The sequence below is a fragment of the Natronosalvus rutilus genome, assembly GCF_024204665.1.
Lineage (GTDB): Archaea > Halobacteriota > Halobacteria > Halobacteriales > Natrialbaceae > Natronosalvus > Natronosalvus rutilus.
In genome coordinates this window covers 1,143,668-1,167,309 of record NZ_CP100355.1, presented here as the reverse complement: position 1 = coordinate 1,167,309, position 23,642 = coordinate 1,143,668, and the positions used below count along the sequence as shown (strand labels likewise).

Here is a 23,642-nt window from a genome sequence, read left to right as displayed (position 1 = left end):
CTACACGATGCACGAGTAATAACACGTGGGCGAACAGTCGTACTGGCCCGGGTGATAGTCACCTACGTTGCCACTGTGCGAGTAACGCTCAACAAGCCAGTGACCCGATGCTACCCCTTCCCTGCGCAAGTTACACTGCCGGTATTACTTGTTCGTCACTTCTATCTCCTGATAAATGAGGTTGAGATACGTGATTTCGGGGTTTTTGACCGGCTGACCGATTTGTGGGTCAAGCCATTTCAAGGCCTCGTGATGGGCGATCATTGGTGTCCCGCCGGCATCGACGGCACCGAGAACGACCGAACCGTCGAGATAGGCGTTCCCGCTCCAGTCCCCGACGTTGGAACTGCCGTGGTCACCGGCTGGCGCATAGATGATCCCCTCGAAGTAGGTATGCCCGGCCATCTCCAGCTGAAAGTCTGAGGTCCCATACACCTGGAGATGCTCCGCATCGATAGATCCAGGACCCGGATCGTTCCCCTGACGGTCAGAATGCGTGCCCCGACACGTATTCTCATCGAGACACATCTGACTGCTCGAGAGCGAGAGATCGCCTGTCGTATACAGTTGAACGTCGTTGTCACCCCAGTTTTTGACGCGGAAATCGTGGTCAATGTGTATATCGCCATCCACAACGAGCACCACGTCGCCATCGGTGAGATCAACGACCAGCTCCTCACTGAGATCAATTTCGTCTGCATAGTACGTACCCGCAGTGACCGTTCCGCCATCGAGTTGACCCACGTGAGTGTAGTTAGCTGTGGCGTTCGCGACGAGGGCTGTAATCTCATCATCGATCGGGTCGAGGGAGTCGCCGACAGTGACCTCACCGCTGATGTTCGCATTGCCACCCAAGTTAGGATCCTCACGGGCGTGAACGGCGTTCTCAAAGGGGGTTGGCCGATCAATACGGCCCAGATTGACCGTGACTTTGCCTTTGTCACTTCCCGGGATCGGTTCGGCGATGACGCCACGGTCGCCGACTTCATTGGTGAAGTACTGCTCCCACCCGCCCCAGTACCGGCTTTCGATCGTGATCACGACGATCTGGTTTTCGACGATATGGTTCTGGCCCTCGACAGCGGTGACGTTGAGTTGCAACTCATCCGAGCGCAGTTCCTTCTCGCCGACGGCCTCCATAAGATGATAGTTGAGGGCGTTTTCCTCGTCGTCGTATTCGATCTTCGGTTTCGACACCATCCGGGCGTCCTCACCAGTGCCCCGAAAGACAGCCCCCGCCTCGAGGGCGACGACCGAGCCGCCGTGGCCTCGATACTCGACGGCACCAAACTGAATCGGGTCGGCGTACGCTGCATCGAGGTCTTCGTACTCGATCTGGATCGAGCCAGCATCATCCCGGATGACTGTTCCACCCTCACTCACCCCCAAGGAGATAGAGTGCGTCGTTTCTGGGGATTGAGCCTGGGACGTCATAGCCTGTTTGAGCTCGACGAAACTCTGTTCGGCCCGTTCGTCTTCGGCCTGGTTCTGGGTCGCCGTGATGAGGTCGGTCCCAACCGCCATAATGGTCAGTGAGCTAATGGCGACAATACCGATGAGGAGCACCAAGCCAAGGACTGGGGTAACCGCCCGTGTATCTGTGTTCATGAGAGCGCGATCAGGTAGTTAATGTGATATCTATTTTCAAGAGATATGATGGTTGTGGCCGGAACGGGGGAGAGCACTTCCAGCAAAGGGAGTAATCGGATGTTCGACTCTACAAACTTTGGAGAGCTAATCTTGCGCCCTCTGTGTGCCTTGTTTGAGGACCAGGGAGTCGGCTGCAAGCTGACGACTCATCTTCTCAGTCGTCCTGTTGGTGGGAGTGAAAAACCTCGATACTCGAGAGTGGGCGTTCAGTTAGGATGGTCCCATACGGCCAATACGATTACGTCCATTGAGACCAATCTGCTAGTAGCGCGGGGGAGGGGGTCGTCGTTGCTAACGGTGCCCTCACAGCCAACCAGCACCAACCATCATTGTTACCTCCGCGCTATCTTTAAGCAGCGAGAGAATCCCGCCGTTCACGGCGAGCGTGTTCGCACCAGACGTGTCTGTAACAGGACAGAGCCGAAACAGCACGACATCGATACAGCGGTCTCTAAACGCAGCTCGAAAGGTGTTATCCGTGAAGGACCACTGTGGGTCCATCACCACCACGTATATTGACGAAAAAGGTCGCTCTGTCGAGGGATGTTTCGAAGAACCGTGTCTCGAGAAGGGCATTATCCCGGGTCACACCGTCGCTGGCGTCTGTCCGTTGAGCGACTGGTGCGGTCGTTGCACGGTATCGAGAAGAGAGGAGAGGGAATTCGGTGCTCTCGAGTACGGATGTGAACCGTTAAGAACGGAACGTGGCGACCGGCGTTAGCGTCGCCGGGCGATCAACAACGCACCCGCCAGCATCGCAACGAGTGCACTCAAGCCACCGAATCCGGGGACGGTATCTGTATCGTCGTCGGCGTTCACCGGATCCTCATCAACCTGGTCAGCAGCCTCGGATGAATCGTTGTCAGCGTCGGCCGATTCGTTAGTCTCGGCTGATTCATTAGCGTCGTCCGATTCATCGGTGTCGGCTGAGTCGTCCGTTTCGTCCGAATCGTTATTCTCGTCCGATTCGTCAGTGTCAGCCGGGTCCTCGGAGTCTGCTGGGTCATCCTCTTCAGCCGGGTCCTCATCGTCTGTCACGGTCACCGTGGCCGTGGTTTCGTCATCTGCCGTCTGAATCGTCACGGTGGCCTCACCTGCCGTCTCAGGGGCAGTGACCTCGAACGTGAGGGTGTCATTAGCACCAGCCGCAACCTCAAGTGTATCCTCGCCGACGACCTCGTCGTCAAGGGTAAGCGTCACGTCAGCTGTCCCGGCTTCCTCACCGGTATTGGCGACCAGGACGCTCACCGGAATAGACTCGCCCGCTTCGACCGTCGTCGGCAGATCAAGCGCGCCGAGATCGAAACTCGCCGGTTCGCTCGGGGTTGGTGCGGGCATCGATGGTGGGGAGGGAGCTGACCCGCTGTCATCGGACTTGTCTTCCTCTACGGTCTGTACGACGAACCCCTGGTCGCGCAGACGTTGGACAGCCGGCTCTTGGTCGGACGACTCGAGGGTCAGATGCCACGTATACTCTCCGTCATCGAGGGTGTCTGCATCAACGGTGAACGCGAACTCGCCGGCGGAACCGTCGTGCTCGACCGGCTGAGAGAGGACCCGCTCGTGGGTGGTTCCGTTAATCAGCTCAAAGGTCGCGTTCCAGGACTCGTCGACGGTACTGTCTCGTGAAATTGTGACATTGATGTCACCATCGGTGCTGTCCTGTTCGAGGGTGGCTTCATAGCCAATACCCATGAGCCGCTCGTCAGTCGTACCGATGGGGACGTTACGTTCGGCATCGACGAGGGAGATCTCGTACGTCGAGAACGTACTCGCGTTCTCGAACATTTCGTGGTCGCCATCAACGTCGACTGGTATCGTGGTGGCAGAGCCATCAGGGGCGATCGCCTCGACGAAAAGCCCCTCTTCAGGAAGAAGGGTACCGGAGGAATTGTACAGTAAGAACGCGATCCGGTCGGCCGGAACGGATACTGTACTCTCGTTTGCGGTGACGGTCACCGACTCACCGGTTTTCGTGTTGTTGATCCAGAAGGTGGTGTTCGCTTCGCCACCGAATTCGACCGTCGCATCGGGTACAGTCGTCCGAATAGTCGGTGCATCGGCGTAGACGCCACTGTCACTCGTGGTGGTCCCATCGCCGTGTTCAATCGCGGTATGGCCACCGACCGACACCGGCTCGGTCACCGTCTTGGTCGTACCGTTATCGTCCGTCACCGTCAGCGTGACGTCGTAGGTATCGATGGTATCGAACGAGTGCGTGACGACAGAGCCCGTTGCGGTGGCCCCGTCACCAAAGTTCCACTCGTAGGCCGTGAGATTCCCGATTGACGCAGATGCGTTAAACGTCACCGTCTCGTTCACATCAGGTTCGGTGGGATCGACATCGAACTGCGGGACGGTTGTATTCTCTTCGAGGACGACCTCCGGGGTCATGTTATCCGTGACCTCGATCGTCTGCTCGTACGTCCGGTTGACGAACCGGTTGTCCCCTTCGGGCGGTTCAACCACAATGTCGACGGCACCGTTCAGCTCCACGCCGGATTCCTCCCCGAACTGGATTGTCCCGTTTTCGGTTGTGAGATTAGCGATGCCAGCCTTCGCATACATCTCCGTATTATTATGATAGAGCCTCGTCCACGCACCGGTGACCGGGTCACCGCCCTCATCAACGACCGTCACATCGACCAGATGACCCTCGGGAAGCCGCGTAGTCTCGAGGGCGGAATCGGTGTCCCCGGGAACGGTGGCAACGGCGTACATATCGACGAAGCCGTCGCGCGTAATATCACTGAGATTGCTATGGCGATAGTACTGGAGCTGGTACGGGTCGACTCGGCTGGGGAGCGTCAACGCGTACTCGCCACGTTCATCGATCGTTACCGTTTGGTAGCCATCGTCGGTGAAGACGAGGATCGTGTCACCAGCTGCCGTTTCGCCATTGGCGAGTTCGAGGGCGCCGGAGATTTCGGTCGAATTTCGGACGCGAGTGTCGCCAGCGAGTATAGCGATCAAACGGATCATCCGACAGAACAGTCACTGAGTGCGAACGCTTTTATTACCGGTGGGCCATGACGGTGTATGCAGCCCAGGTCCTCCACCCTGGCTATCGGGGCCGCCCTCCTCGTCGTGGTGAGCCTCGCCCTCGCCGGTCCCGTTGGCGGGGCGGGCTACGAGCTCACAGTGGCGGAGTCGATCGCGACACCTCCACAGACGGTCGATATCGAGGGCGAAACGTTTCCCGTCGAGGGAGTCGCCGCGATCGAGCCCGGCGATCCAATTGTGACGACTGTGCGTGCGCCTGCAGGATTCCGCCTCTATCTCTATAACGAGGCCGGTCAGAGCGAGTATAAGGAGGGCTGGGACCACACCGGCGGAACGATGCATGTGACGCTCGGCACCGCTGATGATGCACTCGATACCACGACGCTCGAACCCGGAACGTACCTGCTCTCCCTTCGGGATAATGAACGTCGGTCCGTCCACCCGGTCGTTATCCAGGGGTATGAGATTTCCCTCAAGGCACCGTCTAGCATCGAGCCTACTGAGGACATCGAACTCACCGCGACCGTTGAACCGATTGTTGTCGATGGCGAGCCAGTGCTCTCCGATAGTCCAGATGAAGTAACGGTTGCCCTCTGGGATGGCGAAAACGCGGCCGAGGTGACACTCGAACACACCGGAGCAGGTGAGTACGAGGCAACCCTCGATGCGGCAACGCTCGGAGCGGGGACTTACGAACTCTATGGCGGGGTCATGGAATCGAATCCCGATGGTGAGTACCCGACGGCGATCGCCGTCACTGACGGCCCCGAACTGACAATCACCGAGGAGTCAAGTGGGTCAGATGAGGCTCCAGGGTCGGGCGGTTCGACCGGTGGCGGCGACGTTGACGAGAGTGAACCGACGAAGCCGGAGACGAATCAGACGGAGGAGGACACGCAACTCGATGACCGCTCAGACGACAACGAGAGCACTGACTCGGGGGACGAGCTGGACAACACGAATGACACCGGCGACGAGGTAGTGGAGGACGATGACGGACAACCAGGCGAGGAGAATACGGCCAACGAGTCCGAAAACGGATCGACACCGGACGGAGAGAACTCGACAGCGACACCTGATCGACCAGACAATGAATCAACCGTCCTCAAACCCAACAAAACCGGATCCAACGACGGGCAATCGGAAACGGAGTCAGATGAACTCGGAAATCCGAGTGGGGTGTTGACACTGATTGGAATCATCCTTGGGCTGGGTGCAGTACAAAGGCGACAGACCCACTGAACTCAGTATTCAGTGGTCGCAAGGATTAACACCTATGAGTTTGAGTTGCTACTATGAAAGGTCACAGCAGAGTAAGTATTCTATTACTTGTCCTTTTGGTCGCTCTCGCACCGATAGCCGGGGCGATAGGGACTGTTGGTGGGACAACACAAGCAACCAACTCATCGACTGCAATCGATTCGAGCGAACGCGTTCAGGTCGCCGATAACGTCTATCTCTGGGACCGGTCGCCAGTCACGCTCAGAGCCGATCCAACTGCTGAACAGGCCGTTTCAGTCGGCTTTCAGATGGACCTCAATAGCCCGAGCGGGAAGGACTATCCGGACTTCAGAACGAACCTGACCACCTTTACTAAAGGTGAAGCTATCGACGTCCACTTCGACGCGAGCAAAGGCCAGTCCTCGAGTTCCTTCGACACGGGAGAAGAAATCCAGGTGCTGAAAGTCAAGACCAGAGGAGACGGCGTCGACGAGCTCGCCACCGGTAATGTCCACGAGATGTTTACCGAAGACACGCTGGAGTCGCTGAACACCAACGAGAACGTGACATTCACGCTTGAGAACGAGTCCCTCAGTGACGAAACGTTCACGCACACGTTCACGCCCGACAGCGAAGGCGTCTATACGGTGATTGCCGCTGCCGGCGACGGGCTCCGCGAGGATGACGGCAATCTCGAGATCGTCGACGAGACGACGGTCGTTGGTGCTGACGTCCTCCCCGTCCAGGATGAACGGTCAGCAGTTACCGTCGACGATAGTGAGACGCTCCCGGGTGATACCCTTTCCTTCGACGTCGATGCATCTACCCTCGGCGACAACCTCGAACACACGGTCGTGGTCTACGATGACTCGACGCTCAATTCGGAGAGTAATTTCTTCGTCCTGAATATCACCGAAGCCATTACGAGTGACTTCTCGGCCGAGGATGTGACGATCGAACACGATATTACGACGATAAACGGTGTCCATAACCTCGATAATGAGCGGTCGGTTTCAGGACCAACGGGTGTCGACACGGTCGTCGACTTCATCACGGGAGATATGAATGGACCCGTGATGAAGCCCACTGGCGACAGTGTCCTCAACGCCTCATCAACGGTGATCGCCGGAGCGAATGCGGATACTACCATCGAGGTCGAGACGCGTGATGACTGGTCCCAAGGCGAGTATCGCTGGCTCCATATCGCCACTGACCCTTCGACAAACGCGATCCAGACGAATACGGGAACGGTCGACCTCACCGAAGAGACTAGTGGCGGATCACCACCGCCGGGACCACCGGCACCACCAGGACCGCCAGCACCACCAGAGGACCCGCCAGCACCGCCGGTTGAGCCTGACCCGATCGCGATCGGCCACGAGTATCAGACGGCGCTCTTCGACGAGAAGACCGGCCTCCCGGTAGCCCGATTCGGCGACCAGGTGCCCGTACGCTCAGTCGTCTTCGATTCCGACGTCGAACTCGAGGTACTCGTCCAGGCGTACGACCTCGAAAACGCGCCGAAAGCCGTCAAGAGCGTGCCCGGGAAGGCCCTGTCGCTCCAACGGATCTCCGTCTCTGAAGGCTACGAAGCGACGCCCGGCACAATCACGTTCGTCGTCGATGCGGACCGCAAATACGACACGGACGCGGTGACTGCCTTCCGCTACAATGAAGAGAAACACGAGTGGGAAGCACTCGAGACCGACGTCATCGATAGCGCCGATGGCCAGTTGGTCGTCGAAGCCGAGACGCCGCACTTCTCGTATTTCGCTGTCGCGGAGACAGCCGAGTCCGAGCCAACGGAACCAACGGGACCAACGGCCGAGATCGAGATCCAGCCAAATTCGACGATCACCGACGGTGACACGGCGACACTCTCAGCCACCGGCTCCGACCCCGGCAGTGGCGAGATCGTCGGCTACGAGTGGAAGCTCGACAACGAAAAGCTCGGCGATGGCGAAACCGTCGAAGTCACGCCCGAGCCAGGCGAGTACGAGGTCGAACTGACGGTCGTCACCGACGAGGACTTAGAGGATACGACGACGGCGACGCTGACCGTCGAGGAAGCCAGCAGCCCACCCAACAAGGGCGCACAAACCCATCAGGTCGAGATCACCGTGCTGGACAACGAAGGCGAGCCGATCGGGGACGCCACGGTGACCATCGACGATCAGACGGCAACGACGAACGCCGATGGCGATGCCAAGTTCGACCTCGAAAACGGCGAGTATACGGTGACCATCGAGGCCGATGGGTACGAAACGGTCACCCAGAGTCTCACTGTTGACGGCGAGGCCACCGAAATGGTCATCGAAGCCGCCTCTGACGCCCCTGATGAGGACGGCTGGCCAACGTGGCTGCTCATCATAGTGGGTCTGCTCCTGCTCGCACTGCTCGGTGGTGGGCTCTACGTGTGGTATCTCATGGATGAACACGGCCTCGAGCCGAACGAGATCCCCGGTCACATTCGTAAGGATCTCACTGAGCGCTGGGAGTGGTATACGAGCTAGGCCGCGTTTGGCTACCCTGCTAAGAGTGTAGCAGTCGGTGCGGATGTCCGCGACGGGTGGCCACTAGAACTCGTAGCCTCGGTCGGCCAGCCAGTCGTCGTCAAATAGCGTATCAAAGTACTGTTCTCCACCATCACACGCCAGTACGGCAATTTCTGAATCGGGGTCCTGCGTGGCGATCTCGTGAGCAACGAAGAGGGCAGCCCCCGACGAACCGCCGATCAGTATCCCGTGTTCGTTCGCAGCGCGGCGTGCCTGACGGAACGAGTCGGCGTCAGAAACGCTCCGGACGTCGTCGATGTACTCGAACCACATCGTCGGTAATTTCTCCCCCTTTCCAAGGCCCTCGACGTCTGTGCTGTGTTCGCCGTCTGTCTCTCCATCGAATGCGGTGCTAATGTTGGATTCGATCGCATCGACCCCGATGGTCGTAATAGACGAATCGTACTCCTTTACCCACTTCGCGATCCCGGACATCGTTCCCCCGGTCCCCATCGGAGCGATCACGTGCGTCAGATCGGGATATTGATCCGTGAGTTCGGGACCAGTCCATCGTGAGTGGACTTCGGGATTCAGTTGATTCGTGTACTGGTCGAGCCAGACGCCATTTCGCTCCTCGGCAATCCGTTTGGCTTCTGTACGATAGTACCGCTCGTCGTCAGCAGAAACGTCAGGGCAGGCAACGAGCTCCGCACCCAGCGCCTCCACGTAGCCGAGTTTTTGCGGGCTATTTTCGATCGGGGCAGTGATGACTGCATCGTAGTCACGTCGATTCGCAACGAGTGCTAACCCGCCGGCAGTGTTGCCGGAGGAGGCTTCGACGAGAAGATCACCCTGAGATATCACACCCCGCTTTTCGAGAAGCGTGACCATCCCGAACGCAATTCGATCTTTCATCGAGCCAGTCGGGTTCTCAAATTCAGCCTTTACGTTGATATTTCCCTCTGCGGGCGACGTGGGATACGGAAGCAGGCTCGTATTCCCAATCCTGGCCAGGACGGGATCTGTGATATCTCTAGAATGGAAGTCCCGTGAGTCAGACTCCCTGCTGGCCTGTGATATATTAAGTTCCGTCATTTACCTAGGGCGTTTCCTACCACATATTTCGTATTTAAGTATTGTGTTCAGTTTAGTGTAAAGTCGGATTGTATAATAGAACCAGACCTCCTCTCGCACCCGAGGACACGGATAGGTGTCAATATCGGATCGAGGAGCAGACGACGCAGTCGAGGCACCAGGGGACGTGGCACCACGAGTTGCTCTGGAGTCGCCCAACGGGGAGACTAATGGAGAGACTCGAGCGAGGACTCGTCCAACAGTCGCCAGATACAGACGACCGAGTGTGGGGACACAAACCAGGAGGCCGAACATCGGGAGGACGACGAACAACTCGAGCGATTCCTCGGGAACGATTCCACAAAGCGCGTCGGTGACGCCGGCGCTGCGAGGCATCGGTCCTCGAGCAGGCCGTCGTGATCACTCCTCGAGCGTTTCGTCGGTGAACTCGAGCGTCGTCACGCCGTCTGCGGTCCGTTCGCCACCGTCTCCCGCAGACTCCACGATGGGAGCGTTCTCGAAGAGCAGGCGACGACCCAGTTTCGAACTCCGGTAGGCGGTCGCCTCGTCGTGAGCGACGGCCAGACCGTGCGTCTCGAACGTTCGGCATCGGTTGGTGACGTGTGCCGCCGAGTACGGGAGGTTGAGGGCGAGACTCTCGGTGGTGACCCAGCCGAGGTGGGCCGCGAGTTCGACCAGGATTGGCCGATCGGACGGGTCCATCCACTCCACGTCGTCGGACATGCGATACAGGGAATCCGTCACCGTCGCCCTGCTTCAATCTACGCCGCTGTTTCACATCGTGATTCTGGGACGTGCTCGAGATGTAACCCCCAGTCACGAGTAAGCATCGCTGTTAAAACCCTCAATTTGATAGGTTTTAACTGAAGGAGAGGGCATTAAGTCCCCTTCCTCAAGGAACGAGGCGAAGCCGAGTGAGTAGGCAGGGTTAGTTCATCCAGTTAGATCGAACTCAGTACTGTCACCGGACAGGGTGCGTTGTTGACCACGTATTCGACGTTGGGACCGAAGAATGCTCGCTGGGAAATGGGTCGAGTGTTCGTCCCCATCACGATCACGTCAGCACCGTTTCGATCAGCGATGTCGACGAGTTCCGCACCAGGTTTGTCTGATACCGTAACCGTGGTGACGACCTTCGCCCCGAGCCGTCTCCCGAGTTCTGCGTCGCGGTCGACGATTCGATTGCCGATGTCCAGCTGATTCGTGAGGTCGGGACTATCGACGAACTGGTCACTCAACCCTGGGCGAGCGACCACGTGTGCGATCTCGACCAAAGCGTTCTCCTCGGCTGCGATCGTGAACGCCACCTCAGCTGCGTGGCGGCTAGCCTGAGTCCCGACCGTCGGCAGGAGGATTCGCCGGATCGGTTCGTCTATCTGCCCTGGGTCGCGCTTTACGCTCTCGGACGTACTGACGACCATCGTTGGACACGGCATTTCCTGGATGACGCGATCGATCGTCTCGCTGAACAGCGGCCCGTCGGGATCGCTCCCGAGGGTCCGTTCGCCGACGACGATCATATCGTACCTGACGTCCGCGTTCTCGAGAATCGTATCCGCCACGCTACCGGGAGCGTTGCGTACGAGCCGTCGGATCGAACCCATTTGTTCTCCTAGCCGCTCTTCGAGCCCCGTGAGAACGCGTTCGGCCGATTCGGATTCGCCTTGCTCCGTCGTCTTCGAGTCGGTCTTTTTCCGGCCAAAGAGACGACCGCCAATCCAGCCATAGCCACTGTCGGCAGTCGACGCGTCGGAACCGTCGATGTAGAGGAGGTCCAGATCGGTCCGGAGGGGCCGGAACAACGGCCCGATGAGCCGGGCAGCGTACTGTGTGTCGACGGTTCCTCGCGTTGGCAACAGAACGCGCGTAAGATTGTTCACGAAGCTCTCCTTCAGATACTTCTCCCGCTCGATGCGCCTTCGTTCCGCATCGCCCATCTCGATCTTCGGAATCGACCAGCGCATGATAGCGGGCGCCATCAACGACGTCGCAATGGCGACCGCGACGATGATACTGTACATGCTTGTCGTCAAGATACCGAGTCCGAGACCGATCGTGGCGACAACGATCTCCATCGCCCCACGGGCGTTCATGCCGCCGCCGATCGTGATCCCCTCCCACCTCGACAGTCCGGCCAGTCTCGAACCGACCATGGTCCCGCTAAATTTACCGAAACAGGCGATTGCGAAGACGACGACCCCCACGGTGAACACGGTCGGATCTGCCAGTGCAGCCACGTCCATCCGTAGGCCCGCGATGGCGAAGAAAAGCGGCGCGAAGATGGAGAGCGTCATCGTCTCGAAGCTCCGTCGAACCTGGTAGTTGAATCGTTTCACCTGGCCGACCAACACACCGACGACGAACGCACCGAGAATCGCCTCGAGTCGCATATACTGGGTGATCGCTCCCGCGGCGAGTGCAAAGATCATCAGCGTGGATAGCAACGCGGCGTCGCTACCGACGGCATTATCGACCCATCGAATAGTCTCCGCAACGACGCGTCGTCCGACCGTAAATGCGACGCCGAGAAACACAACCACCGACAAGACTGTGGTCGCAGCCGAGCCGAGATCAACGACCCCCGTTCGAGCGAGTCCGGCGACCGTAGCCAGCAGGATCCAGCCGATCGTGTCGTCGATCATCCCTGCTGCGAGAATCAATTGACCAATGTCGCGTCGGATGACGTCCAGTTCAATGAGGACTTTCGCGATGACCGGAATTGCCGAGATGCTCATTGCAGTCGCGATAAAGAGGCTGAACACGAGGCGCTGACCGGGCGCCCCGATGAACTCGACGGGCAAGTACCACCCCAGTGCGAAGCCGGTCGCAAAGGGGACGACGATACCGCCGACCGAGAGAATAGCTGCTGTTCGCCCCTTGCTGATGATGAGATCGATGTCCGTTTCGAGGCCGGTGACGACCAGCAACATGATGAGTCCGATCCAGGAGACGACTTCGAGGAGGTGGAACTGACTCTCCGAAACCGCAAATAGCGACTCGTACACAGTAGGTGCGACGATGCCCAGGAGAGACGGCCCGAGGAGGACGCCCGCGAGCAATTCTCCAACGACCGCTGGTTGGCCGATCGAACTGAACGCCTCACCGACTAGTCGTGCGACGAAGAGCAGTAACGCCAGCTGTACGATGACGAGAAATAGTTCGTGGTGACCGAGTGGTTCGATAACTACCATCTCTCCATCTCCCAACTACTATGGTAGGCGTGCTACTCCGGCGAGATGCTTTATTCACCCTCCTGTGTCTGATGATATAATTTGTCAGCAATATTTAATAGGCGCTGATAGGTATCTCCGTTCTCGACTCTTTCCCCCTCTCGGTAGCATACTAGCCGGAATCATAATGAATGCGAAGGTGATACCAAGCACGTCTCCGTCCTTGGTGTCGACCTCGGCATCACAACCATCGCAACCACCTCAACCGGACGATTCTGGAGCGGTAGCGAACTCAATCACTGGCACCGAGAATATGAAAAGCGGCGTGGTGACCTGCAACAGACTGGCACGCGCTGGGCACACGAAAACGTCCAGCGAGTCGGTCACAAACAGACCGGACGCTTTGAGCAGATGCTTCACACCATCTCGAACGAACTGGTAGAGGAAGCCCTCGAAAACGACTGTACGCATCTCGTGTTCGAGCAACTCAAAGGCATCCGTGAACGCTTGCCGCACGCAAAAGCGGTTCACAAGTGGGCGTTCCACCGGTTGTTCGAGTACATCACGTACAAAGCCGAGTCGAAAGGGCTTGAGGTGAAACAGATTAATCCGGCGTACACGAGTCAGCGTTGCTCGAAGTGTGGCTTCACCCACGAGGAGAATCGTCCACACACCAACGGTCAGGACGAGTTCAAGTGTCTGAAGTGTGGGTATGAAGTTCACGCGGATTACAACGCGGCGAAGAATATCGGCCTGAAGTATCTCCGCGACCAGCAAAAGTCTGGGCGCGGAGGCGCACCCGTAGGCGTGCGCTTGAACAGCGGGATGATGAACGTGAACGGCGAGTATTCGTCTACCCCGTTGACGGGTTAGAACGGGAGTCCACGCTGAATGCCACGCCCTTCAGGGCGTGGTAGCTTACTACTGCGTCCGATTCTTTGTTCCAGTTCCTCGAGAAGACAGGCACCGGTGTCAGTACGGATAGCTCCCGTTCTATTGTTCTTTGATGCTGATCCCGTTTCCAACTCTCGATTGACATCGCAATCCATCGCCCAGACTACCCCCGACACGCACACGACGTCCTCGTTCGCACTGGATTGAGGACTGATCCGCGCCCTTGCGGACGATAAATTCTACTTCACATAAACATACGATCTTCAGGGAAGTCATAGCCTCCTGAGGGCCGTTCACCGCTTCCAAAGCGTTCCATTTGATTGGCGAGTTCCTGATAGTACTGTTTAACCTCGTCGGCGCGACGGCGGAGTTCTTCCTCATCGATCGTAAACTCATAAATGCGCTGAAGCGCTTCGAGGAAGAGTAAGGCCGAATCGAAATCGGGACCTGGCGGATGAGTCGGGGTGATAAGAGCGCCAGTTGGTGGTGCCTCACCGGTGAGATTTGAGGTTATCAGCTCGGAGGCAATGCCATCGAGGTAGCCTCCTTTGAGCGGTTTGATGTCAGTATTTTCCAGTTGTTTCGTTCGGTAGGATGTAGGCGCAACATAGAATACATCGTGTTCGTCGGGCCCGTGTGGGAATGGAACTCCGTGAAGAACAGTGATCTCACCAATTCCAGCCGATGACGCCCATTCTAGGAGGGCTTCAACGAACGAATCTACTGCCCAGGTAGGGATGAACAGTTCGCCAACGAGTACCGACAGATCAAGATCTGGTAGGTCGTAGAGACGTAGTGGCAAGCGCGGTTCTCCTTCTTCAAAAGGGGTTATGTCAGGGACATTTCGTGTCAGGATGTGGCCGAACTCTGTAGAATTGTTATTCTTGATGAGATGGTCCACAGCGGTGAGTCCAGCTAGTCCAACTGTTGATACCCCTATGACAAGCGTCTCGCTGGGAGAGACATCTGCCGAGCTAGTCACCTTGAATGAAGGTTCAGAAGGCATATCAAACGTACACGGTCCATCATTATAATGCCGCCACCATTCAGATGGGGAACGTCGACACTCGTGGAGAACCCAGCGCCTCGAGGACGGCGACGACGACGGCCACATGAAGTCCGTCCTGGTGGACCCGACGCATGCAGACCGCTGAAAGCGTCACAAGGACGATCTCGAGGATTGCTTCTAGGATACCGAGCTGAGCCCCTGGTACACGACCGAGGTTACAGCGCCAATGGTTTGGCTCTCGAAGTCCATCTCTGCCAAATGGGACAAACAGGAATTCCGCTGGCTGAGGTAGCTCGGAATTGGCTCCAGCGTGAAAATAAAAAACGCTATCGAGACTTTGACTTTGAGCGGAAGGAAGCGGAGTGGGAACTCGTTGGGGAACTTCTTTGTCAGTGCCCGTTTCAGGCCGCATTTATTTGGCAACACCATATCACGTGGTATGCAACAGAGCTGGATAAGACGGAATTTCTACGTCTCAGAGTAATTGACGGACCAGCAGACAGTTCCTGGCGAAAGCTCTCGCCGGATAATACGATACGAGGGGCCGCAAAGCGCATCATCGAATCGGAATTACCGGATACGTTCGAAGATATTGACGTAGCACATATCAGGCGGCTTGCTGACAGTTTCGAAACGACGATGCACGAAGAACGATTGACACTCTTTCAACCCGATCCTGATGAAGCGTCGATTGTCGTGGATGGGAACCACTATTCGACGGCGAAGGCGATTCATCAGATCCGAAGTGGCGCGTACGACCCGCAACCAGTCTATCTTGGGGTTCGTCAAGACTGTACGATACACGACGATGGTTACTCGTAGCTGACGATTGAACGGAAGCCACCGTACGCCATGCGCTCCGGATCGAAGGGCATCTCCTCTTCGTAGTTGTCGGAGTCCATTGTGGGATCTTCCATCACCTTCGCGTTCACTTCGTCGCGGTGGTCCCGCGACTCGAAGACGATAAATGAAAATACAACTGTCTCGTCGCTCTCTGTGTCTGCGAGTTGTGGGAAGGTCACCATTGGCATGCCGTCCATGTCGGGCTCCATGTCGTCTCCGACGCCTTCGAAATACTCGAGAGCGCCGTGTTTGATCCAGAGCTTTCCGGCCTCGCTGGCCATTTCACGGTATGCATCGAGCTGTTCGTTCAGGACCGGGATGACGAATCCATCGACGTATCGTTCCATAGCTTACGTAAGGAGGACGCGAGAGGAATTGAACTTTTTTGCACCAATCGAGAGTTATCTCAGGAACGAATTTTGCCCTTCTTCATACATCCTCTAAACCGGCCACGTCTTTCTGACAAGACCGGGTAGTTCATTTAGTGTGTGCTGAACTCAGGATGCTAATGTCACACGAGATGAGAGGTGACCTACGAGAGTCGGTGATCACTCAGTACAGGGGAAGTCCCATGAGGAATTTACTGAAAGGAGTTCTGCTGACGATAGAGATACAGAATAAGAAGAAGAGAGAGTGCGGCTGTGATTATAGAGATTAGGCGAGAAAACCCATGACTTCAGTCGTGGGAGGATGTCACCTAATCTGTACGTGCTCCCTTTGGTTCAGAACCATCAAGTCCTAGTTCTTCTGTGCCGGTAGACTCAGGCTCTTCCAGTTCAACACGCTCACGTTCCCCGGTAATGCGTATTAACTCAACTTGATGTTGATTCTCGGCGTGGACATTGAATTCTGTCTGCCCCCGTTCAAAGGTCTCATAGAGGCGGTCCAGGCCGCACGTATAACATTTACACTGATATTTGCTACTCTCCATTCTTTCCCCCACGAGTGTCTCTCTTCGACTGTAATTCGATGTCCTGCCCGTTGTAGGTGAATGAGACGGAGACGAAACCGCTATCGTGGGACAACACAGCCCCGAGGGCTTCAAGATCAATTACGTCGTAAAGAGGAGGGTGTAAGTCGGCAGGGCCGACACCTTCCATCTCCGCAATGGCCGAGATAATCTCTGTGATGACTGTGTCACTCCCATCAGGTTCACAGTATAAACTAATGGATTGTGCCATACCCACACATTGTACTCCCGAGACAAATAGATTGCGCACAATCGAGGAGCGAATATGAAAAAATCAGATTAAATTTGACTTTCCCAAATTGTAGTGGTAAAAATATCTGCCGTAGTCTTTTATTCCTCAGAAATTGTTTCTTCGCCGAAATGATTGAATGGTCGGTTGTGTTCGTATCGCTGGAGTTGTTCCCGTTCAATTGTTAGTCCCAACTCGTGTAATTTTTCAGTGATTGTGTTAATCTCCTCTGAATCTTTCGTTACGGCCAATGAGCGAAGATTCTCGGTGGCGCTCAGCATCTCGTCAACGCGTACCATATGGTCGATTTGAAGGATTTCCTTAGCAAGTTCTTCGCGTTGTTGAGGAGGAGCCGTACAGATAAACTGGAGTCGGATTGGGAACCCAGCTTTCTCGTAGTTGATGCTGGGTGCGTACCCTTCGATAACGCCGGCTTCTTCTAATTTCTCGATGCGGTTACGCACGGTCTGAGCGGAAACAGGGAGGTGTTCGGCCATATCAACCGGTGTTTGATGTCGGGCGTCCTCCTGCAATAGGTGGAGAATACCGTAATCGATCTCATCGAGTTCGGCCATATTCTTCGGTTAACGGGCTCAGACATAGATTCTTTGGACTGCAACCAATCCACAGACGAAGCCGTGTGATGGAAACGCCTTGTTGCACTGTGCGAGCGAGACCGCACACCATCACGAAACGCTGTCAGGAACACGGCCAACACTCCATCCACCACCAACTCGGGGAAAAAGAAGAACGCTACACCGAGTGGATTCTTCACCGGATGTCCCGAGTCGTGGTGGAGTTCGCCCAATAGTTCTCGAACCCAACCATCGTGTTCGAGGACTTGAGTGGGATTCGAGACGCCATCAAGTACGGAACGTACATGAATCGGCGTCTGCACAAACTCCCGTTTCACAAGTTCGAGAAACAGGTTCGCTACAAAGCAACGTGGAACCAAATTCCGTGCGAGACGGTTGAGTCACCGTACAACTCGAAGTCGTGTTCGTGTTGTGGGCACCGTGGCTACCGTCAGGGTCAGCGGTTCCGGTGTACGAATGACTCGTGTGAGGTTCAGCAAGACCACGCTGACCGGAACGCAAGTGTGAACGTGGCGTGGCGAGCGTGGGCGAAACACGCTAACGTGGACGTTGAATCGGTTAATTACCGGACTCACAAAACCCAACCCCAAGTTCGGTTGGTGCGTCTGTCCGGGTGGGGGCGTTCAGTAAACCGCCCATCTTCATCCCGCGAAATCGCTTCGCGTGGAGTGTTTACGACATAGGCTGAGGGAACAAGAAAAGCCACGGGTCACCCGACCCGTGGTCGTTAACTTGCATAGACTCCCGACTGTCAGACACAGGCCAACGAGGGAGTCGAACGAGGCCAACGGCTTTCCAAATCGATACCGTAGGTTGAGTGATGGCAGCGTATGAGATTACACTGCTGATTATAGCAATTGCGCTCTTCGGGACTGTCCTTCTCCCTCGGCTGCTCGAACATCGTCCACTCTCGTTTCCAATCATCTACGTCGGGGTCGGGTTCACCATATTTGCGTTCGTCCCCGGGGTTCCCGTCCTCGATCCGATCGAGAACTCCTACCTGACTGAACGACTCACTGAACTCGTCGTTATCATCTCGCTCATGGGCGCCGGATTGAAGATTGACCGCCCGTTCTCGATCCAGCGGTGGTCCGCAACATGGCGGTTGCTCGCCATCGCATTACCCCTCACGGCAGGAATCATGGCGTTACTGGCATGGAAGGTTATGGGCCTGTTTCCAGCTACAGCTATCCTACTCGGGGCGGTGCTCGCCCCCACCGATCCGGTGCTCGCCTCCGGTGTCGAAGCAGGCGCGCCGCTGACGGAACTCGAAGAGGAACAGGACCCCCAGTACGAGTGGGGGACAGTTCGGTTCGCGCTCACCTCCGAAGCCGGCTTCAACGACGGGTTGGCCTTTCCGTTGACAAATCTGGCCATCGCTGCAGCCGGTGCGGCGCTCGCAGAGGGGGCATCTCTGGCGTGGCTGATCGACTGGGCGCTGGTGGACGTTCTTTACAAGATTTTGGCCGGGGCCGTGCTCGGCTTGATTATCGGCGAGCTCGTCGCTCGCTTGTTGTTTCGCTTACCTGCGACGGAGAGCCTCTCCGAGATGGTGACCCGTGGCGAAGAGGTGATGGCAGGCGTCGAAGCGCTAGCCACGACCCTGGTCGCTTACAGTGTGACGGAACTCCTAGGGGGGTACGGTTTCATCGCAGTCTTCGTCGCCGCACTGTCGCTCCGCCATTTCGAGTGGGAACACGAGTACTACGTCGAACTGCACGATTTCGCTGTCGTCGTCGAACGACTCCTAATGGCGACGGTACTCGTGTTGTTCGGGGGTGCTATCGCTGGAGGATTACTTGGGCCCCTTACCTGGCTCGAGGGACTGATGGGGCTGGCGCTTCTCGTCGTGATCAGGCCGGCGGTCGGCATTCTAAGCTTCCTCGGTACCACGGCCACCTGGCCGGAACGTATCGTGATCGCGTTCTTCGGTATTCGTGGTATCGGGTCGTTCTATTATCTCTCCCACGCATTAGCGGAATCGTCGTTTCAAGAGAGAGAACTCCTCGTTGAAGCGGGTGAGCTCTGGGCCTTCGTCGGCTTCGTCGTCCTCATGTCGATTATCCTGCACGGCGTGAGCTCGAGCGCAGTCATGGACGCCTACGATCGATGGCGGCGGAGACACCGCGAACCGGGGAACGAGTAGCTATGTGCCCCACCACACGTTCTGCGTCCACTGTATTCCACCGAGACTCTTGGCAAAACTCGGAGAACCTAAGCGTTGTTCCAGCAACTGCATCACCTGGACTGATCGACCCTACTCTTCGTTGATTGACTCTTCTCGCACACTACATGTGCATTCAGCACGCTATTTGGAACACCTCACGGGATGAGAATTTTATCTAACCCTGACGGGTTCTGTCACAGCCGGATCGCCGCGATTACCAACCCAAAGTATGTTCATGGGCATTATCGTACGTATCACCACCAATGAGTTCCGAGCCAGAGAGTGGCCCGACTGGCGCGACGCTCTCGTATCGCAAAATCCTCGAACGGGAGATGGAAAACGCGCTCAAAGAGATCGAACGGCCAGCTACGGGGGTGTTCCTGTCGGGGGTTTCAGCAGGCCTCAATCTGAGCTTCGGTGCACTCTTCATGGCGATGGTCTTGACGTTCTCCACTGGTTTCGACTCAGAACTCACGAAACAGGCCACGTTGGCAGGTATCTCTGCGATCGCGTTCCTGTTCGTTGTCGTTGGACAGACGGAACTGTTCACCGCACACACTACAATGGCGATTCTTCCGTTGCTCGACGGTCGTGCATCGCTCACGGAAGTCGCCCGCCTCTGGAGCGTGGTGTACATCGCTAATCTGCTCGGCTGTGCTGCATTCGTTGGGTTGATCGTAGCAATTGGCTCGCCGATGGGGATAGCGGAACCGGCGTCGTTCGGATCGCTCGCTGATGCGCTTCTCGGATTTCCCTGGTGGGTGATCCTCCTTTCCGGCGTCATCGCGGGGTGGTTGATGGGGCTGGCGACGTGGCTGTCTGCTGCCAGTCGAGATACCATCGGCCGGATTGTGTTCGTCCTCCTCGTAACGGCGTTGATCGGCTTCGGACCGTTTCACCATTCGATCCTCGGAACCACAGAAGTACTCTCCGCGATGGTGCTCACAGACACGGTTACCCCTGTTGAATTCGGGTCATTTTTGGTGTTCACCACGCTGGGAAACATCATCGGTGGCGGGGTTTTCGTCGGGTTGATCAACTATGGCCACGTCGCATTAGCGGGCGAACAACAGGACGTCGATTTTGAGTCGAGGGATGGTGGGGAAACATAAGATGTCACCAGCGCTGATGTTCTTCGCTAGAACATAGCCGACTTTTGATGTCCCGTGCCGCAGAATTATCTAGCTTGCTGGAATAGGAACTGTAGAGCATTCATGTCCGGATCTTATTCACCAGAAGAAGGCGAAATCCACACCTATGAGCGGACGTTTACGAAAGCGGATGTCCGCCAATTTGGTGAGGTCTCAGGAGATCAGCAAGCGATCCACACTGAACCTGACGAAGCAGGCCGCTTAGTCGTCCAAGGATTGCTCACCGCTACCCTCCCGACGAAAATCGGTGGGGATCTAAGCTATATCGCGAAGACGATGGAATTCGACTTCCTCCAACCAGTGTATACCGGAGACACAATCCGGTGTGAATTGAAAACCGAAACAGTCGAAGAACGCGACGATCGCTATACGCTCTCGAATTCTGTCGTGTGCACCAATGAGGACGATGAAACGGTGATGGAGGCACACATCGACGGCCTCATCTGGAAAGAGTAGGATTTCAACGGCGTTTCTGCTTTGTCTCAAATTTCCGAAATTCGGTCTTCGGTCTCGTCGAGGACAAACGCAACTGCGTCGCGATGGTCGACTACTACTGACTGAGGATGGATTTAACACCGAAGGAAGGGAGGACCATGTTAACCAACATTCTCCAAATTCGTGAACTGCTGTTGATTAATTAGATACATCAGAAGCGAGCCTTATGCTCAGAATTCCTGTGAAGATATGAGACCCACCTCAATCGTCAGAAGTGGGGGTAACCATACTCCAGTTGAGATCCTCTCGTTCTTCAGGGTGGAAAGTGTCATCTTACACGAAGTCAAGGAGAAGCCCACGACTTCAGTCGTGGGAGTAGTCACAGGTCGTCGGCCCACTCCGCAGGGAGGATGCGTAGCAGGCCGTCGCTCGCGAGATCCTCGGTCGTAGCGAATAGGATATCATCGCCGCCGATGACGGCAGTACCGCCGCCGAATACCTCGTCCCAGTGGGTGAGGACAGCGTCGGGGATCGGTAGTTCGCGGACGTCCTGGCCGATTTCACTGCTGGCGACGTACTGCATCCCGTCGCGGCCCTGGATAGCGTCGTAGTCGAGGGAGACCAACACCGCGTCGTCGCGTGCGCGGATTCCCCAGAACGCCTCGGTCGAGTGGGCCAGATAGCCCTGGTTGAACGCTCGCTGTGGCGCCGGAACCTCACGGCTCTGCCTGTCGAAGGCCGCCTCGCCCAGACGATCGATATCCGCTGTTTCGGTGCCATCGTCGGCGTCAGTGTCCTCCTCGGTCGTCGTTTCGTCGCTCGACTCTTCCTCGCCATCGGTATCCGTCGTCTCGTCGCTCGACTCTTCCTCGCCATCGGTATCCCTCATTTCACGCTCGGTCGTCTCCGAGAGGTCCTCGCTCCCGAGACCGGTGTCGACAATCTCGCGCTGGCCGACCGATGCCGGCTCGACGTCAGATTCGGACTCGAGCCCCGATCCCACGTCCTCGACATCTGGGGACGTGTCAGCGACCTCCACGGCCGTCTCACCGATGGTGTGATCTTCCTCCCCGACGCTGCCGGCCTCATCGGCGACTGCATCGACGTCAGGCGACGTGTCTACCACGTCGGTTTGCTCGACGTCAGGCACCTCGCCGCGGCTGCGGGACCGCCGCTGGTCGAGCGCGGCTGCTATGAACCCAGCTCCCAGGGTGACCCTGGCGAGCCCGCGCTCGTGCTCGCCGGCCAGGAGCGCTCGGATACCGCTGAGGAGGCCCGTCCCCCCGATAATTGCCGTTATGGTACCCGATTCGACGCCGCGCCGGAGATATGGTGCTGCCCTCGAGAGGTACTCACGGCCGCTTCTCGCCGCGGCCCGCACGGTTTCGACTTCTGACTTCGACGCCGATCGTGCGCTGGTGTCGGTCTGGTTCACACCGGACTGTTCGGTCGCGACGCACAAACCCTCACCGCCATATCTCCCAAATATTTAACATTAGTTACGCCCAATTGCCGCGTTGCTGAGTAGATACTCTGTCTGGCGCACACGGTTTTATCGACGATTGAGAGTTCCAACAGAGCCGAATAGCTTACACGCTGACACGCGCGAGCGATTCCAGAGGGTTGCTCGACGAATACGACCGAGATTCATTTCGTTTCTGGTTGGCCACACGGGCTCCTCGAAACCACCCAGCGTTTAACTCTCTCGAGGATTAATGAGTGGTAATGGAGCGCCTGACTTCCCAGACAGAACACGAAACACAGACAGAGCACGAAACCACTGGAGAAGAGGGTGTTCGAACCTGCCCGGAGTGTGATTCGACGTCGCTCTCGAGAAGCGCAGACGGAAGTGAGATTAGCTGTGAGGACTGTGGACTGATTCTGGAAGAGGAGACGATCGACCGCGGGCCGGAGTGGCGAGCGTTCAACGCGGCCGAGCGCGACAGCAAGTCGCGCGTCGGTGCGCCGACGACGCAGACGATGCACGACAAGGGGCTCACCACGACGATCGACTGGAAGAACCAGGACGCCTACGGGCGCTCTCTCTCCTCGGAAAAGCGCAGCCAGATGAATCGGCTGCGCAAGTGGCAAGAGCGAATCCGAACGAAGGACGCCGGCGAGCGAAACCTCCAGTTTGCGCTCTCCGAGACTGACCGGATGGCCTCCGCTCTGGGCGTTCCGCGCTCCGTTCGAGAGGTCGCGAGCGTCCTCTATCGCCGCGCGCTCGAGGAGGACCTCATCCGCGGGCGGTCCATCGAGGGCGTCTCCACGAGCACGTTGTACGCGGCCTGTCGGATGGAGGGGATTCCGCGATCCCTCGACGAAATTGCCGCCGTTTCGCGGGTCGACCGGATGGAGATCGGCCGCACGTATCGGTACATCTCGAAGGAACTCGGCCTCGAGATGCAGCCTGTCGACCCGAAGAAGTACGTCCCTCGCTTCTGTTCCGAACTCGAGTTGCCCGAAGAAGTGCAATCGAAGGCCAACGAGATTATCGACACCACGGCCGAGAAGGGAATGTTGTCGGGGAAGTCACCGACGGGATATGCCGCAGCCGCCATCTATGCTGCAGCGCTCCTCTGTAACAAGAAAAAGACCCAGCGGGAAGTCGCGAACGTTGCCCAGGTGACCGAGGTCACGATTCGAAATCGATACCAGGAGCAGATTAGCGCGATGGGCATTCACGAGTAGTCGAAATCCGCCTCGTTGCTCGC

17 protein-coding genes and 2 pseudogenes are annotated in these 23,642 nt (G+C 57.0%); 9 read left to right on the top strand and 10 right to left on the bottom strand.

Annotation, left to right across the window (positions count from 1 at the left end; genetic code table 11):
* Positions 1 to 144: 144 nt before the first annotated feature.
* Positions 145 to 1,608: a DUF7289 family protein gene (locus NGM29_RS05695; protein ID WP_254159468.1), complete on the bottom strand. Its 1,464-nt coding sequence runs from the start codon at positions 1,606 to 1,608 to the stop codon at positions 145 to 147.
* Between the two features lie 759 nt (positions 1,609 to 2,367).
* Complete coding sequence (locus NGM29_RS05690; protein ID WP_254159467.1) at positions 2,368 to 4,623, bottom strand: PKD domain-containing protein; 2,256 nt, start codon at positions 4,621 to 4,623, stop codon at positions 2,368 to 2,370.
* A gap of 66 nt (positions 4,624 to 4,689) precedes the next feature.
* Between NGM29_RS05690 and NGM29_RS05685 the strand changes: the two genes are divergently transcribed.
* Positions 4,690 to 5,895: an ICP22 family protein gene (locus NGM29_RS05685; RefSeq protein ID WP_254159466.1), complete on the top strand. Its 1,206-nt coding sequence runs from the start codon at positions 4,690 to 4,692 to the stop codon at positions 5,893 to 5,895.
* Between the two features lie 287 nt (positions 5,896 to 6,182).
* Positions 6,183 to 8,387 carry a carboxypeptidase regulatory-like domain-containing protein gene (locus NGM29_RS05680; protein ID WP_254159465.1) on the top strand — a complete coding sequence of 735 codons (2,205 nt, stop codon included), beginning with the start codon at positions 6,183 to 6,185 and terminating at the stop codon, positions 8,385 to 8,387.
* 63 nt (positions 8,388 to 8,450) lie between these two features.
* Here NGM29_RS05680 and NGM29_RS05675 read toward each other — a convergent pair whose 3' ends face one another.
* The 3 genes from NGM29_RS05675 to NGM29_RS05665 all read right to left on the bottom strand — a co-directional run bounded on the left by NGM29_RS05675 (position 8,451) and on the right by NGM29_RS05665 (position 12,655).
* Positions 8,451 to 9,374, bottom strand: coding sequence for a PLP-dependent cysteine synthase family protein (locus tag NGM29_RS05675; RefSeq protein WP_425499249.1), 924 nt, complete (start codon positions 9,372 to 9,374; stop codon positions 8,451 to 8,453).
* Between the two features lie 489 nt (positions 9,375 to 9,863).
* Positions 9,864 to 10,187, bottom strand: coding sequence for a hypothetical protein (locus NGM29_RS05670; protein WP_254159463.1), 324 nt, complete (start codon positions 10,185 to 10,187; stop codon positions 9,864 to 9,866).
* Positions 10,188 to 10,405: 218 nt separating this feature from the next.
* Positions 10,406 to 12,655 (bottom strand): cation:proton antiporter domain-containing protein, encoded by a 2,250-nt coding sequence (locus NGM29_RS05665; RefSeq protein WP_254159462.1) that lies wholly within the window; start codon positions 12,653 to 12,655, stop codon positions 10,406 to 10,408.
* A gap of 174 nt (positions 12,656 to 12,829) precedes the next feature.
* Between NGM29_RS05665 and NGM29_RS05660 the strand changes: the two are divergent.
* Positions 12,830 to 13,507 (top strand): annotated as a pseudogene (locus NGM29_RS05660) (RNA-guided endonuclease InsQ/TnpB family protein); the annotation flags it as partial.
* A 265-nt stretch (positions 13,508 to 13,772) separates the two neighbouring features.
* On the opposite strand, the gene NGM29_RS05655 reads toward NGM29_RS05660, so the two are convergent.
* Complete coding sequence (locus NGM29_RS05655; protein WP_254159461.1) at positions 13,773 to 14,534, bottom strand: proteasome assembly chaperone family protein; 762 nt, start codon at positions 14,532 to 14,534, stop codon at positions 13,773 to 13,775.
* 261 nt (positions 14,535 to 14,795) lie between these two features.
* Between NGM29_RS05655 and NGM29_RS05650 the strand changes: the two genes are divergently transcribed.
* Positions 14,796 to 15,359: a hypothetical protein gene (locus tag NGM29_RS05650; RefSeq protein WP_254159460.1), complete on the top strand. Its 564-nt coding sequence runs from the start codon at positions 14,796 to 14,798 to the stop codon at positions 15,357 to 15,359.
* On the opposite strand, the gene NGM29_RS05645 is transcribed toward NGM29_RS05650, so the two are convergent.
* The 3 genes from NGM29_RS05645 to NGM29_RS05635 all read right to left on the bottom strand — a co-directional run bounded on the left by NGM29_RS05645 (position 15,350) and on the right by NGM29_RS05635 (position 17,154).
* Positions 15,350 to 15,727 (bottom strand): DUF1428 domain-containing protein, encoded by a 378-nt coding sequence (locus NGM29_RS05645; protein ID WP_254159459.1) that lies wholly within the window; start codon positions 15,725 to 15,727, stop codon positions 15,350 to 15,352. The genes NGM29_RS05650 and NGM29_RS05645 overlap by 10 nt on opposite strands.
* Positions 15,728 to 16,300: 573 nt before the next feature.
* Positions 16,301 to 16,561: a HalOD1 output domain-containing protein gene (locus tag NGM29_RS05640; protein WP_254159458.1), complete on the bottom strand. Its 261-nt coding sequence runs from the start codon at positions 16,559 to 16,561 to the stop codon at positions 16,301 to 16,303.
* Positions 16,562 to 16,680: 119 nt separating this feature from the next.
* A complete protein-coding gene (locus NGM29_RS05635; protein WP_254159457.1) occupies positions 16,681 to 17,154 on the bottom strand; it encodes an Lrp/AsnC family transcriptional regulator in 474 nt (157 codons plus the stop codon).
* A gap of 92 nt (positions 17,155 to 17,246) precedes the next feature.
* Between NGM29_RS05635 and NGM29_RS05630 the strand changes: the two are divergent.
* From NGM29_RS05630 to NGM29_RS05615, 4 genes and pseudogenes are all read left to right on the top strand, one after another.
* A pseudogene (locus tag NGM29_RS05630) lies at positions 17,247 to 17,858 on the top strand (IS200/IS605 family accessory protein TnpB-related protein); the annotation flags it as partial.
* A 137-nt stretch (positions 17,859 to 17,995) separates the two neighbouring features.
* Positions 17,996 to 19,321 (top strand): cation:proton antiporter, encoded by a 1,326-nt coding sequence (locus tag NGM29_RS05625; RefSeq protein ID WP_254159455.1) that lies wholly within the window; start codon positions 17,996 to 17,998, stop codon positions 19,319 to 19,321.
* Between the two features lie 284 nt (positions 19,322 to 19,605).
* On the top strand, positions 19,606 to 20,454 hold the full coding sequence (locus NGM29_RS05620) for a formate/nitrite transporter family protein (RefSeq protein ID WP_343233649.1): 849 nt from the start codon (positions 19,606 to 19,608) through the stop codon (positions 20,452 to 20,454).
* Positions 20,455 to 20,556: 102 nt separating this feature from the next.
* Positions 20,557 to 20,949: a MaoC/PaaZ C-terminal domain-containing protein gene (locus NGM29_RS05615; RefSeq protein ID WP_254159453.1), complete on the top strand. Its 393-nt coding sequence runs from the start codon at positions 20,557 to 20,559 to the stop codon at positions 20,947 to 20,949.
* Positions 20,950 to 21,307: 358 nt separating this feature from the next.
* Here the strand turns inward: NGM29_RS05615 and NGM29_RS05610 are convergent, their stop codons facing one another.
* On the bottom strand, positions 21,308 to 22,363 hold the full coding sequence (locus NGM29_RS05610; protein ID WP_254159452.1) for a hypothetical protein: 1,056 nt from the start codon (positions 22,361 to 22,363) through the stop codon (positions 21,308 to 21,310).
* A gap of 290 nt (positions 22,364 to 22,653) precedes the next feature.
* Between NGM29_RS05610 and NGM29_RS05605 the strand changes: the two genes are divergently transcribed.
* Positions 22,654 to 23,619, top strand: a complete 966-nt coding sequence (locus NGM29_RS05605; RefSeq protein ID WP_254159451.1) for a transcription initiation factor IIB — start codon at positions 22,654 to 22,656, stop codon at positions 23,617 to 23,619.
* Positions 23,620 to 23,642 lie beyond the last annotated feature (23 nt).

Bases quoted from the DNA above. Each gene is read 5' to 3' on its own strand.
- NGM29_RS05695 (WP_254159468.1), bottom strand. From the start codon at position 1,608: ATGAACACAGATACACGGGCGGTTACCCCAGTCCTTGGCTTGGTGCTC.
- NGM29_RS05685 (WP_254159466.1), top strand. From the start codon at position 4,690: ATGCAGCCCAGGTCCTCCACCCTGGCTATCGGGGCCGCCCTCCTCGTC.
- NGM29_RS05680 (WP_254159465.1), top strand. From the start codon at position 6,183: ATGGACCTCAATAGCCCGAGCGGGAAGGACTATCCGGACTTCAGAACG.
- NGM29_RS05670 (WP_254159463.1), bottom strand. From the start codon at position 10,187: ATGTCCGACGACGTGGAGTGGATGGACCCGTCCGATCGGCCAATCCTG.
- NGM29_RS05665 (WP_254159462.1), bottom strand. From the start codon at position 12,655: ATGGTAGTTATCGAACCACTCGGTCACCACGAACTATTTCTCGTCATC.
- NGM29_RS05655 (WP_254159461.1), bottom strand. From the start codon at position 14,534: ATGCCTTCTGAACCTTCATTCAAGGTGACTAGCTCGGCAGATGTCTCT.
- NGM29_RS05650 (WP_254159460.1), top strand. From the start codon at position 14,796: ATGGGACAAACAGGAATTCCGCTGGCTGAGGTAGCTCGGAATTGGCTC.
- NGM29_RS05645 (WP_254159459.1), bottom strand. From the start codon at position 15,727: ATGGAACGATACGTCGATGGATTCGTCATCCCGGTCCTGAACGAACAG.
- NGM29_RS05640 (WP_254159458.1), bottom strand. From the start codon at position 16,561: ATGGCACAATCCATTAGTTTATACTGTGAACCTGATGGGAGTGACACA.
- NGM29_RS05635 (WP_254159457.1), bottom strand. From the start codon at position 17,154: ATGGCCGAACTCGATGAGATCGATTACGGTATTCTCCACCTATTGCAG.
- NGM29_RS05625 (WP_254159455.1), top strand. From the start codon at position 17,996: ATGGCAGCGTATGAGATTACACTGCTGATTATAGCAATTGCGCTCTTC.
- NGM29_RS05620 (WP_343233649.1), top strand. From the start codon at position 19,606: ATGAGTTCCGAGCCAGAGAGTGGCCCGACTGGCGCGACGCTCTCGTAT.
- NGM29_RS05615 (WP_254159453.1), top strand. From the start codon at position 20,557: ATGTCCGGATCTTATTCACCAGAAGAAGGCGAAATCCACACCTATGAG.
- NGM29_RS05605 (WP_254159451.1), top strand. From the start codon at position 22,654: ATGGAGCGCCTGACTTCCCAGACAGAACACGAAACACAGACAGAGCAC.